Below are 13,523 nucleotides of genomic sequence, written 5' to 3'. Positions count from 1 at the left end.
GGATATTTCTGACTGACTTGCAGGTGAGAATGGAGTATAAATTTTTACATTCAGCGCTACGGGAGCGTGTAGGGAGTTGTTATGGCGATTTTAGTCACCGGCGGTGCAGGCTATATTGGATCTCACACCGTGTTGGTTTTATTGGAGCGCGGCGAAGATGTGGTTGTGCTGGATAATCTGTCGAATTCATCAAAGGAGTCTCTGCACCGCGTTGAACAGTTGGCGGGAAAAGCAGCGACTTTCTACCAAGGGGATATTCAAAACGGAGAATGCCTGCGTCGAATTTTTGATGAGCATGATATTTCATCGGTGATTCATTTTGCCGGGCTGAAGGCCGTGGGGGAATCGACCCGCAAACCGCTCGAGTATTATCAAAATAATGTTTCCGGTACTTTGATATTGCTTGAAGAAATGCGTCGTGCGGGGGTACACCAGTTTATTTTTAGCTCTTCTGCAACGGTTTACGGTGCCAACTCTCCGGTCCCTTACGTTGAAACCACCCCGATCGGCGGCACGACGAGCCCTTATGGCACTTCAAAGCTGATGGTAGAGCAAATTTTGCAAGATTTCGCCAAAGCGGAACCGCAGTTCTCTATTGTTGCCTTGCGCTATTTCAATCCGGTAGGTGCGCACGAATCGGGAACGATTGGCGAAGATCCGAATGGCATACCCAACAATCTGCTGCCTTATATTGCGCAGGTGGCTATAGGTAAACTGGATAAATTGGGGATATTTGGCGGTGACTACCCGACGCAAGATGGCACCGGAGAGCGCGATTACATCCATGTGATGGATTTAGCCGAGGGGCACCTGATGGCGATGGATCATCTGAAGAAAATTGATGGTTTCAAAGCGTATAATCTGGGCGCCGGGATAGGGCACTCGGTATTGGCCATGGTGACGGCTTTTGAGAAAGCGTCAGGAGTAAAAATCCCCTACCAAATTTTGCCTCGTCGTGACGGAGACCTGCCGGCGTTCTGGGCGGATGCGAACCTGGCACGCCAAGAACTGGGTTGGGAAGTAAGCCGCGGCATTGATGACATGATGCGTGATACCTGGAATTGGCAGAAGAAAAACCCCCAGGGTTATCAGCGCTAATAGGGAAAGCAGGTCTAAGGGCCTGCAGTCTTTGATAGGTAATGAGTAAATGTTATTTCATAAAATGTAAGCAGACACTCCGTTTGTGTATGGAGCATAACCGAGGTTTACATAAAACAAAGTAGAAAAAACAATCGGTTGCAAGGTTTTTTTCGCGAATGGGTGAAATCTTTGCGCATTTTTTTTACTTTATGATGTCGGATGTTTTGGCTAATTGTGCTAGTCTCGCACACCTTCGCAGACCATATATTATTTGTGTCATACGTACGTGAGTTTGTTTAAGGTTCATTCAAAAATACCTTAAAAATGAAGTGTAGACTCAGTGATAGCGCGTGTTCATAAGCATAATTCGGGGTCTCTGGGTAAAAGTTTTTTGTGAGCAGGTTCCTAATGAGAGTAATAGAGACGCAGGTTGCAGGTGTAAAGCTAATAGAACCTAAGGTTTTCGGTGATCACCGCGGTTTTTTCATGGAAACTTTTCAGAAAGATCGTTACCAGGAAGTGTTGGGGATAGATGTCGATTTTGTGCAGGACAACCACTCCCGTTCATCACACGGTGTTTTGCGTGGGTTGCATTTCCAAACGGCAAAACCTCAGGGTAAGCTGGTTCGTGTAGTGCGCGGTGAAGTCTACGATGTTGTTGTTGATATTCGTCCCGATTCGCCGACGTTCAAGAAATGGGTAGGGGTTTACCTGTCGGAAGAAAACAAAAATCAGCTTTGGGTGCCGCCGGGTCTTGCCCATGGGTTTGTTGTTGTTTCAGAATCTGCTGATTTTGAATATAAGTGTACCGATTACTATGATCCGAGTAACGAGGCTTGCCTGCTTTGGAACGACCCAGAAGTAGGTATCGAATGGCCAATCAGCGAGCCACTGCTGTCCCCGAAAGATTTGCAGGGAAAACTACTCAGAGAGCTTTTTTAATGCGTGTACTTTTGACCGGCGCTGCGGGGCAACTCGGGCGTTGTTTTATCGATCGCTTGCCGGAAGGTTGGGTGCTGATGGCGACCGACAGTCAGCAATTGGATATCACCGATCCAAGCGCCATATCCAAGGCAGTTGCTGAGTTTAAGCCTGATGCCATTGTCAATGCCGCCGCGTATACGGCGGTAGATAAGGCCGAGTCAGAACCGGAACGTGCCAGAGCGATTAATACCGATGGGCCCGGCCTGTTAGCGGCCGCAGCGGCAATGTTGGATATCCCTTTTGTACACGTATCCACCGATTATGTTTTTGATGGTACTGCGTCAGAACCCTATTGTGAAAATACCCCCTGTTCACCAAAAAGCGTTTATGGTCAAACCAAGCTTGATGGTGAGCATGCTGCGCTGAAAGCTAACCCTAAAACCGTCGTGATAAGAACTGCCTGGGTATTCAGCGAATACGGTAACAACTTCGTAAAAACCATGTTGCGCGTGGGCGCACAGCGAGGTGAGCTTGGGGTAGTGAACGATCAGTATGGTTGCCCAACTTATGCCGGCGATATTGCGGCCGCTGTCATTGCCATGCTGTCAAAACCGCAAGCGCCTTGTGGCATCTATCACTACTGTGGCGATAGTGCGGTTTCCTGGTTCGATTTTGCGCAAATTATCTTCGAAGAAGCGCAAGTCTGCGCCCTGTACCCGCATCAGGTGAAAGTTAATCCAATTGCGAGTCATGAATATCCGACTCCTGCATCCCGTCCCGCTTACTCGATTCTCAGTACTGACAAAATCTGCGCTTTGGACCTTAGACCAAGCCCTTGGAAACAACAGCTTAAAACTGTGCTCCGTAAGATTTTATCGCAGTAATGATCTTTCAATTGGATGAGATTAAAGGGGATAATGTTATCCCCTTTGATGTTTTTGTTTATAGGTGAATCGCTTGCCCCTCATCGCGATCGGCATTGAGCCTTATGACCACCCAGATAGCATGACTTTTTGTTACTGCAATAGATTATGGGTTGAGGAAGTAGATACAGCATGGCTGTAGAACAAGAAAAATTTCAGATAGTTGCATCTATCGTTCTCTTTAACCACCGCTATGAGCAAGTGGAAGAGACGCTGACTTCGCTCCTTAACGAACAGTGCGTTGGTCAAATTGTCCTGGTCAACAACGGTGGGGCAGATTGGGCCGCCAACCTGGGAAATGATCGCATAAGTTACATCCATTCTGCGGTAAACGGCGGTTTCGGGCATGGGCACAACCTGTGCATGAAACGCTATCTCGATCGATGCGATTATTTTCTGATCTGTAATCCGGATATCAGTTTTGAAGCCGGCGCTTTATCGCGCTTGTATCATTTCGCCTGTAGTGGCAGCCATCAATTTGTTTCGCCTCGTATACGCTATAGCGATGGCCGTTTCCAGCACAGTTGCAGATTGTTGCCAACGCCGGTGAATTTGCTGCTGCGCCGTTTTATACCCCGCATCGGGGTAAAGCTGGATGTTTCCTATGAATTACAGGGAGCAAACTACGATGAAAATTTTGCTGTACCCACCGTATCGGGCTGTTTCATGTTGATAACGGCATCACTTTTGAAAAAGCTGGACGGTTTTGACGAGCGTTATTTCATGTATCTGGAGGATGTGGATCTCTGCCGCAGGGCTTTGTCACATACTGAGATCATCTACTTTTCAGGCTCGACAATCACGCATGTCTTTGGCAAAGGGTCGTATGAAAGCCTGATATTATTGGGCCATCATGTACGTTCGGCAATAGCCTATTTTAACAAGTGGGGATGGTTTTTCGATCGTCAACGCCGCCATTATAACCAACAGTGCTTAAAGAGCATTCCTATGAAAGAAAATAACCGGAATCTGTAACATTCATAGCGAATATAAATTTAGCTGCCGGCATATTTAACGGTATTAAGGTATTGATTATGTATATTTTTACTGTAAATGGGACGATGAAGCGCATCGCCAGGGCAACACAAGGAGAAGGGGAATGAGCAATCCGCATAAAAAGCAGCCTTTATCGCCGTTGGCCCTGATCCGCAACATATGGGGATTCAAGTCTCTTATCCTGCAGATGACTAAACGTGAGGTGGTAGGGCGCTATAAAGGCTCCACAATGGGGTTAGCATGGTCGTTCCTTAACCCTCTGTTTATGCTGATAGTCTATACCTTTGTATTCTCGGTGGTTTTTAAAGCTCGCTGGACTGTTGGTGGTGATGAGAGCCGTACGCAGTTTGCCGTTATTCTGTTCGTTGGCATGATTGTTCACGGTTTTTTTGCTGAAGTGGTCAACAGAGCCCCCCAAATTATCTTGGGCAATACCAACTATGTGAAGAAAGTGGTTTTCCCTTTGGAAACGCTACCGGTGATTGGGCTGTGTGCTGCGCTGTTCCATACCATGATCAGTTTGGTGGTGTTGTTATGCGCATTCTTCCTGTTTAACGGTTTCCTGCATTGGACAATTGTTTTCCTGCCGCTGGTTTTCTTGCCTTTGGTTATTTTCTGCCTCGGGTTGGGATGGATATTGGCATCATTAGGCGTGTTTATTCGTGACGTGGGGCAGACCACGGTGATAATCACGACGGTAATGATGTTTTTATCGCCGGTATTCTTCCCGATCACTGCTTTGCCGGAGAAATACCGAATCTGGATCATGCTTAATCCACTGACTTTCATTATCGAACAAGCCCGTAGCGTATTGATTTGGGGACGTTTACCTGATTGGCAAGGGTTGGTGATATATACGGTAGCCGCCGGCGCTGTCGCGTGGTTGGGTTTTGTCTTCTTCCAGAAAACCAGAAAGGGGTTTGCTGATGTCCTCTAATGAAATTGCCATCGAAGTGACAGGATTAAGCAAATGCTACCAGATCTACGATCGTCCGCGCGATCGTCTGAAACAGTTCTTTGCGCCTAAATTGCAGCGTGTGGTGCGCCGCGAGTCCCGCCGTTACTTTCGCGAGTTTTGGGCACTGAGAGATGTCTCCTTTAGCATCAAGAAAGGGGAAACCGTTGGCATTATCGGGCGCAATGGCGCAGGGAAATCGACCCTGCTGCAGATGATTTGCGGTACCTTGACGCCGACGGAAGGCGAGATCCAGGTTAATGGTCGAATTGCCGCACTGCTTGAGCTGGGCGCCGGGTTTAATCCGGAGTTTACCGGCCGTGATAACGTCTACCTTAACGGATCCGTTTTGGGTTTTTCGCGCGAACAGATTGACGCACGTTTCCAGGAAATTATTGATTTTGCAGATATTGGCGAGTTTATCGACCAGCCGGTAAAAACCTATTCCAGCGGGATGTATGTCCGTCTGGCCTTTGCCGTCCAGGCTTGTGTCGAGCCGGAGATCCTGATTGTCGACGAAGCACTGGCCGTGGGGGATATCGGCTTCCAGTATAAATGCTATAAACGCATGGAAGCGCTGCGCGCCAAGGGGGTGACTATCATTATGGTTACCCATTCTACCGGCAGTATTCTTGAGTATGCCGATCGATGTCTGGTAATGAACGACGGGCAACTGGTGGGGGATACGCATGACGTTTTGGCGGCGGTTCTCGCCTATGAGAAAGGCATGTTGTTGACTCAGGCCGCGCCAAAAGAAAAGCGTCCGCATGCCGATGACTCAGACGTCAAGGATGTGGCTACACTTCAGGCGATTCAAGCGGAACAGATTAACGTTGATGTGGGCGAGAAACGCTTCGGTTCTGCACGGGCGATTATTGCCGGGCTGCAGATCTATAAATCGGATGGCACCCCATTGTCAGAAAAACCGTTAGTGCGCTCCGGTGAAGAGTTAACGTTGGATTACACCCTGCTTTCTTCAGAAGTCATTGAAGACGTTGCGCTTGGCGTTTCAATTTCCAAGGCTCAAGGGGGGGACATTTGGGGGGATAGCAATATCGCCGCCGGCGTGCCTATTACGTTGAAGCCTGGTGAGCAGCATGTCATATACAAGGTCAAGCTACCGATAAACTCTGGCGATTATCTGGTGCACTGCGGATTGGCACGGGTTGGCAAAGGGCAGCGAGAGGAGCTTGATCAGCGTCGGCCGATGATGCGATTGAAGTTCTGGTCATCGCGAGAATTGGGTGGCGTCATTCATGCTCCGGTACAAATCTCGCTGGAGGAGGAGTAACGCTATGTTAGCTGTGTTTTTACCGCCTTATCCTTTCCGGGGTGTTAAAGCACCTTACCTGTGGGTGTTTTATCGCCTGCTTGGTGGCCTGAAGGAAAAAAGCCTTTTTATTACCGGTAGTGATTACCTCCGCGACCCGCAGGAATTGCGTGAGCAAGGACGTTGGGAGTTCGACGTTCCTACGATGCACAACCTGGGCTATTCCTTGCCGGACCAAGAAACGTTCAACCAGCATGAGTTCAGTCTGCTTGATGATAACTTGTTTGCCCATTTATTGAATAATTATCATCATAATCCGCTTGAGACGTTCCAGGCATTCCTGACTCAGAGTATTCCTGAACTGGAATTTGAATTACGAAAGCTGTTGCTGACGAAGAAGAAGTCCGGAATCAAAGCGATACTCAGCATTTGTAACTGCCCATCGCTGGAAAATGTGGCGCGTGAATTGTCAATTCCTGTGATCCACTTTGAAGTTGGCCCTCTGCGGGCGCCTATGTATTTGGGAACCGGCTATATTGATTTCAGTGGTGTGAATGGCAATACTGAGGCGCATAGGCGTTATCTGAGAGTGGCACAAGATTGCCAGGTTCAGTTATCAATGGCCGAACTACACCAATTTTTTGCACAAGTTTTGCTACCGGAGATACCGGAGAAAAAGGACGCTGAGTTTGAGCTCGGGCTGGTCATGCAGGTTGAGGATGATTCAAATATTATTGCCTATAGCAACGGGTTTAATAATTTGTCTTTGCTGTCATACGCCCAAACCTTGTGCCCCAGTGAGGACACACTGATTCGGCCTCATCCTGGCAGTCGTTTTCAACTGCAAAACGCACAATCTGAAATCGATCATTCAGCCAACAGCCTTGAATTTCTTCATCGTTGTCAACGAACTGTGACAATAAACTCGAGCGTTGGATTGGAAAGTCTGTTGCTGGAAAGGGACGTTCAGATACTGGGTGATAGCTCCTATAGTTTTATAAACGAAGTGATCGACGAGTCTGAGCGCGCCAACAGGATGGCGTTCTACTTGTTTGCTTATCTCGTGCCATTTGATCTGATGTTCGATACCGACTACCTGCATTTCCGCCTGTCTAATCCGGCAGAAATCGACATAGTCCGATACCATATTAATTATTATTCAGCGGGAGCTGACGAGTTGACAAGCATGAAAGGGATTACTATCGGTGAGCTGATCTCTAACGGTGTGAAGCGAGATAATGACGTTCGCGCAGAGATTTTTCGCGTTATTGATGAGCAAAAAAACAGCATTAACGAAAAGCATCAGTTGATCGATTCTCTTGAGGAACAGTTGCATCAGCGAAATACGCAGATGCAGGTGCAGTTGGAAGAGAATTTGCACCTGCAAGAATCTCTGCTGCAAAAACAGCGTCAACATGAAGAGCTATTGCTGCAACTGAAAAGCATCGAAGAAAATAACCGGGCAAAAGAGCTTGAGCATGAGCTTGATGTATTACATTCAGAGGTTGGAGAAAAAACGCATGAAATTAATGCGTTGCTCTCAGCGTTGAACCAAAAGGCTGGCGTTCTGGAGCAGCAACATTCTGCAATGGTGCAGATGCGTAACAGCCTGTCCTGGAAATTGACCATCCCAGTGAGGATGGTAGGGCGCGTTGTCCGCGGTGAGTTTGGCGTGATACGGGATTTTACCCGTCACTATTTTACCCATCGGTTCGCCGGCAATCGTTCCCTGGTCTCAAAAGTCTGGTATGCATTTCGTAGTCACCCGCAGCCCTATCGTGCTCTGGGGCGCAAGGCCAAAACGGTTTGTGGCCTGGTGGCCAGAGGGCAGTTTTCCGAGCTGAAATCCAGCCTGCGCAGGGTGGCGAAAAATACCGCGGACGCACCTGTACCCCTTACTCACATCGATACCCAGCATGTGGTGATACTCGCGTCCAGACACACTCTGTATGTCGCTCATCGGGTGCAAAAATCGCTGACCGATATTGGGTTGGGCGTCACCATAATCCATGCATATTCTGCAGCTGCCGACAGCGGGCAAATGCATATCGTCATTTGCCCGCAGATGTTCCCGGAGTTGCCGCAAAATTTTGTCGCATTCCAGATGGAACAATCAATCAACCCGCGCTGGTTTACGGCAGAGTACTTTGCCATTTTAGATCGCGCCATTGCAGTATTTGACTATTCATTGACCAATATCGAGTTCCTGCTACAGCATGGCGTGCCATATCAAAAGCTGTTCTATATGCCGGTATCTTCTTATGATCGCTATGCCGAACATTTGAGCCAAACAGGCTATAATCTGCAACCGGCCCCCGATGAGCAACCGGTGGACGTCCTGTTCTATGGCGATCCTAACTGCGAACGCCGTCAAAATTATCTGCGCCAGCTGAGCCAGCGATTCAACGTGCATATCGCCTCAGAGGTGTTTGGCCAGGATCTGACCCGTTTGGTGCAGCGCGCGAAATTAATCGTCAATATTCATTATTATGAAGATGCCTTGCTGGAAACCACGCGGCTGTATGAAACGCTGTCTCTGGGCACGCCAATCGTCAGCGAAACCAGTTCTGATATTCAGCATCATGACAATCTGATAAACGTGATTGATTTTGCCCCAGTGGGTGATATTGATGCCATGGCTGATAAAATTGAGCGACTGTTGGCCGATGAAAGCTTCTACGCGCGTCGTCGCCAGGATATTGCTGATTTCACCTGCAGCGATGCGCAGTTTGATACCTACTTCAAGCGTTATTTGCTGGCTAACGATTTAATAGATTTTCAGGTATATAAGAACAGCGTCGACTTTATTCCACACAACGAAGTCGATATTCCGAAGCTGTGCCTGTCGTTGACAGAGACGCCAGTGCGTAAACAGGCGTTTCTCAGTAAACCAACGCATGGTTTTCAGGTCATTGAGGGCGTTCGTCACCGTATTGGCTGGATTGGCTGTGGGATGAGCTATAAGTATATGCTGTCGACATTGGCCGATCGCAAAACCGAAATGGCAATGATTTGTGAAGATGACGTGCTATTCCCGGAAGACTTTGACATTCAGCTCGAAAAGGTCGTTGGGCATCTGCGTGCCACTGAGTGGGATTGGCATGTGTTCGCCGGTATTATCGCGCATTTGCACGATGACACCAGCATCCTGGCGGTAAAAGAAATTGACGGCATTGAGTATGTCTACATTAACCGTATGACCAGCATGGTGATGAACATCTATTCTCGCCGTGGTATTGAACTTATCAGCCAGTGGAATGAGAAGAATACTGACGCTCAGAATAACACTATCGATCGCTACCTTGAGTCTGCGCCGGGATTAACGGTGGTCACGACATTGCCATTCATGGTTGGTTACGCCGAAGATCAGCACTCGACGTTGTGGGGCTTCGTGAATACGCAATATACCGATATGATCCGTAGCAGCGAGCGACTGTTGGCGGAAAAAGTTAAGGCATTTAAGGAGCGTCAGGCCGAAACGGCCGGAGCGTAATGCCATTCTCGTTGGATTCATAGTGCAAAACCGGCCGGTCTGAGACTGGCCGGTTTTTTTATATAGCCGATTAACAGAATGATTTTCGGCTAAAATTCAATCTCCTGAAACTCATTATGTGACCTATCGCACCAATCACTACCCACGTGGAGCCATCCTGAGTTAACATGTTTGCCACATCAAAAACCTGTTGGCCATGGGCCGTTAACAGGTGTCATCCTCAGACAGGAGTTCCTAAATGTCCAAGCAACAAATCGGCGTTGTCGGCATGGCGGTGATGGGCCGCAATCTGGCACTGAACATCGAAAGCCGTGGTTATACCGTTTCCATCTTTAACCGCTCAGGCGACAAGACTGACGAAGTTATTGCTGAGAATCCGGGCAAAAACCTGGCACCGTTCTACACCGTCGAAGAGTTTGTCGAATCGCTGGAAAAACCACGCCGCATTTTGCTGATGGTGAAGGCGGGTGAAGCGACAGACAAAACCATTGCTTCCCTGACTCCGCACCTGGATAAAGGTGACATTCTGATCGACGGTGGCAACACCTACTATCAGGACACCATCCGTCGTAACCGCGAACTGTCTGATCAAGGCTTCAACTTCATCGGTACCGGCGTTTCCGGTGGTGAAGAGGGTGCTTTGAAAGGGCCTTCAATCATGCCTGGCGGCCAGAAAGAAGCTTATGAGCTGGTGGCGCCAATCCTGAAGAAAATCGCTGCGGTTGCCGAAGGCGAGCCTTGCGTGACCTACATCGGCGCTGACGGTGCCGGCCACTACGTGAAGATGGTGCACAACGGCATCGAATACGGCGACATGCAGCTGATCGCAGAAGCCTATTCTCTGTTGAAACAGGCGCTGAACCTGAACAACGAAGAGCTGGCTGACACCTTCGCCGAGTGGAACAAAGGCGAACTGAACAGCTACCTGATCGACATCACCAAAGACATCTTCACCAAGAAAGACGAAGAAGGTAAATACCTGGTTGATGTGATTCTGGATGAAGCGGCCAACAAAGGCACCGGCAAATGGACCAGCCAGAGCTCTCTGGATCTGGGCGAACCGCTGTCTCTGATCACCGAATCCGTTTTCGCACGTTACCTGTCCTCACTGAAAGACCAGCGCGTTGCCGCGTCTAAAGTGCTGACCGGTCCTAAAGTTGTGCCAGTGAGCGGCGACAAAGCTGAATTCATCGAGAAAGTGCGTCGTGCGCTGTACCTGGGCAAAATCGTTTCTTATGCGCAGGGCTTCTCTCAGTTGAAAGCGGCTTCTCAGGAAAATAACTGGGATCTGCACTACGGCGATATCGCCAAGATCTTCCGCGCCGGCTGCATCATCCGCGCTCAGTTCCTGCAGAAAATCACCGATGCTTACGCAGACAATGCCGACATCGCCAACCTGTTGCTGGCACCATACTTCAAGCAGATCGCTGATGAATATCAGCAAGCGCTGCGTGATGTGGTGTCCTATGCGGTGCAGAACGGCATCCCAACGCCGACTTTCTCTGCCGCCATCGCGTACTACGACAGCTACCGTTCAGCCGTTCTGCCTGCCAACCTGATCCAGGCGCAGCGCGACTACTTCGGTGCCCACACTTACAAACGTATCGACAAAGAAGGCGTATTCCATACCGAATGGATGGAATGATCCCCACGTTTGAAGCGTAAAAAAAGCCGCCGGTGTTAAACCCGGCGGCTTTTTTATTTCCTGCGGCAAGGGCGCCGCAGGTTGCACCTACATAAATCGGGGCGAATCTATCCGCCCCCAGTGAGTGGCGATTATTTCTGGTGCCGCTCGCGCAGCCGGCCAATCACCTTGCTCAAATCCAGATCCTGATCCTGCAGCAGCACCAGCAGGTGATAAATCAGATCTGAGGCCTCGTTGGTCAACTCTTCACGATCGTTCACTGTGGCGGCCAGCGCGGTCTCCACGCCTTCCTCGCCAACTTTCTGCGCAATGCGCTTGGTGCCGCTGGCGTACAGGCTGGCGGTGTAAGAGCTGTCCGGGCTGGCGGTCTTGCGTTCCGCCAACAGTTGCTCCAACTGATACAGAAAACCCCAATCGCTGGCGGCCGGGTGGAAGCAGCTGCTGTTGCCCAGGTGGCAGGTTGGGCCAATCGGGTTGGCCAAAATCAACAGCGTATCGTTGTCGCAATCGGGAGTGATACTGACCACGTTCAGGAAATGGCCGGAACTTTCGCCCTTGGTCCACAGTCGCTGTTTGGTGCGAGAGAAAAAGGTGACCTTGCCGCTCTGTTCGGTGGTGGCCAGCGCTTCCTGGTTCATATAGCCGAGCATCAGCACTTCGCCGGACACGGCGTGCTGGACGATAACCGGCAGCAGGCTTCCGGTTTTTTCCCAGTCCAGCTGGTTTCTTTGTTGTTCTGTTAACACACGCGAATCTCCACGCCAAGGTCTGCCAGGAACTTTTTCAGTTCGCCGATATTAATGATTTGCTTGTGGAACACCGAAGCGGCCAGTGCGCCGTCGACATCCGCATCGCGGAACGCTTCCAGGAAGTGTTCCATGGTGCCTGCACCGCCGGAGGCGATCAGCGGCACTTTGCAGACTTCCCGCACCCGCCGGAGCTGTTCCAGATCGTAACCGTTGCGCACGCCGTCCTGATTCATCATGTTCAGCACAATCTCGCCGGCACCGCGTTTTTGCACTTCTTTAACCCAGTCTAGGGTTTCCCACTCTGTGACGCGGGTGCGGCTTTCGTCGCCGGTGTATTGGTTAACGTGATACTTGCCGGTGTCGGCTTCGAACCAGGTATCAATCCCCACCACGATGCACTGCACGCCAAAGCGATCCGCCAGGCGGCTAATCAGGGTCGGGTCGGCCAGCGCCGGTGAGTTAATGGAAATCTTGTCGGCACCGAAAGAGAGGATCTGGCTGGCGTCTTCCGGGCTTTTAATCCCGCCGGCGACACAGAAGGGAATATCGATCACTTCCGCCACCCGCGACACCCAGCTCTTGTCCACCACCCGGCCATCGCTGGAGGCGGTAATATCGTAGAACACCAACTCGTCCGCGCCTTCCTGCGCATAGCGTCGCGCCAACGGCACGATATCGCCGATGATCTCATGGTTGCGGAACTGCACGCCTTTCACTACCTGCCCGTCTTTCACATCCAGACAGGGAATTATCCGTTTTGCCAGCATGCGATCGCCTCCTCAACGCTAAATTTACCTTCCAGCAGGGCTCGGCCTACGATCACGCCTTCAACGCCGCTGCCGCGTAACTGGGCGATATCATCCAGATTGCCGATACCGCCGGATGCCTGGAAGGCGATCTGCGGATAGCGGCGGCTGATTTCCCGGTACAGCGCCACGTTAGAGCCGGCCAACGTGCCGTCACGCGAAATGTCGGTGCACAGCACGTGCTTCAGGCCATAGGGCAGGAACTGCTCGACTACCTGTTCCAGCGTGGCGTCGGAGTTCTCCTGCCAGCCGCTGATAGCCACGTGCTTGGTACCTTCGGCGTCGATGCGTACATCCAGCGCCAGCACCAGGGCTTCCGCGCCGTAGCGTTCGAACCAACCCTGCACCAGTTGCGGCTGTTTTACCGCCGTAGAGCCGATGACGACCCGGGTTGCACCCGCCTCGAGCAGGGCTGAGACGTCCTGCTCATTGCGAATACCGCCGCCGACCTGTACCGGCACGTTAACCCCTGCCAGCAGTTCGCGCAGCAGCGGGATCTGGCGCGCCGCGGGATCTTTGGCGCCGGTCAGATCAACCAGATGCAAGACTTGCGCGCCCTGTTGTTGATAGTCCTGCAGGCGTGAGTGCGGATCGTTACCGTAGTCGCGCTGCTGGCCATAATCGCCCTGATGCAAACGCACCACGTTACCGTCGATCAAATCCAAAGCCGGAATAATCATGC

At 50.5% G+C, this 13,523-nt stretch carries 11 protein-coding genes; 8 read left to right on the top strand and 3 right to left on the bottom strand.

Annotated features, from left to right (window positions below; all coding sequences use genetic code 11):
* The first annotated feature begins 81 nt into the window (after positions 1 to 81).
* From galE to gndA, 8 genes are all read left to right on the top strand, one after another.
* Positions 82 to 1,098, top strand: coding sequence for a UDP-glucose 4-epimerase GalE (gene galE / locus V2S86_RS11640; RefSeq protein WP_330762526.1), 1,017 nt, complete (start codon positions 82 to 84; stop codon positions 1,096 to 1,098).
* A gap of 390 nt (positions 1,099 to 1,488) precedes the next feature.
* A complete protein-coding gene (gene rfbC, locus V2S86_RS11635) occupies positions 1,489 to 2,022 on the top strand; it encodes a dTDP-4-dehydrorhamnose 3,5-epimerase (RefSeq protein ID WP_004942423.1) in 534 nt (177 codons plus the stop codon).
* Complete coding sequence (rfbD, locus tag V2S86_RS11630) at positions 2,022 to 2,888, top strand: dTDP-4-dehydrorhamnose reductase (protein ID WP_330762525.1); 867 nt, start codon at positions 2,022 to 2,024, stop codon at positions 2,886 to 2,888. Before rfbC ends, rfbD begins: the two co-directional genes overlap by 1 nt.
* Before the next feature lie 171 nt (positions 2,889 to 3,059).
* On the top strand, positions 3,060 to 3,902 hold the full coding sequence (locus V2S86_RS11625) for a glycosyltransferase family 2 protein (protein ID WP_330762524.1): 843 nt from the start codon (positions 3,060 to 3,062) through the stop codon (positions 3,900 to 3,902).
* Positions 3,903 to 4,026: 124 nt separating this feature from the next.
* The gene (locus tag V2S86_RS11620; RefSeq protein ID WP_330762523.1) at positions 4,027 to 4,860 is read left to right on the top strand and encodes an ABC transporter permease; all 834 of its coding nucleotides are present in this window, start codon (positions 4,027 to 4,029) and stop codon (positions 4,858 to 4,860) included.
* Positions 4,850 to 6,169: an ABC transporter ATP-binding protein gene (locus tag V2S86_RS11615; RefSeq protein WP_330762522.1), complete on the top strand. Its 1,320-nt coding sequence runs from the start codon at positions 4,850 to 4,852 to the stop codon at positions 6,167 to 6,169. The genes V2S86_RS11620 and V2S86_RS11615 overlap by 11 nt, the downstream gene beginning before the upstream one ends.
* A 4-nt stretch (positions 6,170 to 6,173) precedes the next feature.
* A complete protein-coding gene (locus V2S86_RS11610; protein WP_330762521.1) occupies positions 6,174 to 9,641 on the top strand; it encodes a GT99 family glycosyltransferase N-terminal domain-containing protein in 3,468 nt (1,155 codons plus the stop codon).
* A gap of 238 nt (positions 9,642 to 9,879) precedes the next feature.
* On the top strand, positions 9,880 to 11,286 hold the full coding sequence (gene gndA / locus V2S86_RS11605; RefSeq protein WP_330762520.1) for an NADP-dependent phosphogluconate dehydrogenase: 1,407 nt from the start codon (positions 9,880 to 9,882) through the stop codon (positions 11,284 to 11,286).
* A gap of 131 nt (positions 11,287 to 11,417) precedes the next feature.
* Here gndA and hisIE read toward each other — a convergent pair whose 3' ends face one another.
* From hisIE to hisA, 3 genes are read right to left on the bottom strand one after another with little or no spacing between them, the layout of a single operon-like run.
* A complete protein-coding gene (gene hisIE, locus V2S86_RS11600; RefSeq protein ID WP_004942439.1) occupies positions 11,418 to 12,032 on the bottom strand; it encodes a bifunctional phosphoribosyl-AMP cyclohydrolase/phosphoribosyl-ATP diphosphatase HisIE in 615 nt (204 codons plus the stop codon).
* The gene (gene hisF, locus V2S86_RS11595; RefSeq protein ID WP_330762519.1) at positions 12,026 to 12,802 is read right to left on the bottom strand and encodes an imidazole glycerol phosphate synthase subunit HisF; all 777 of its coding nucleotides are present in this window, start codon (positions 12,800 to 12,802) and stop codon (positions 12,026 to 12,028) included. The genes hisIE and hisF overlap by 7 nt, the downstream gene beginning before the upstream one ends.
* Positions 12,784 to 13,521, bottom strand: a complete 738-nt coding sequence (gene hisA / locus V2S86_RS11590) for a 1-(5-phosphoribosyl)-5-[(5-phosphoribosylamino)methylideneamino]imidazole-4-carboxamide isomerase (RefSeq protein ID WP_330762518.1) — start codon at positions 13,519 to 13,521, stop codon at positions 12,784 to 12,786. The genes hisF and hisA overlap by 19 nt, the downstream gene beginning before the upstream one ends.
* Positions 13,522 to 13,523: the final 2 nt, after the last annotated feature.

It is taken from the genome of Serratia sp. C2(1), from assembly GCF_036352655.1.
Taxonomy (GTDB): domain Bacteria; phylum Pseudomonadota; class Gammaproteobacteria; order Enterobacterales; family Enterobacteriaceae; genus Serratia; species Serratia inhibens.
Note: the sequence above shows the minus strand (reverse complement) of the source record. Positions and strands in the feature narration are given on the sequence as shown.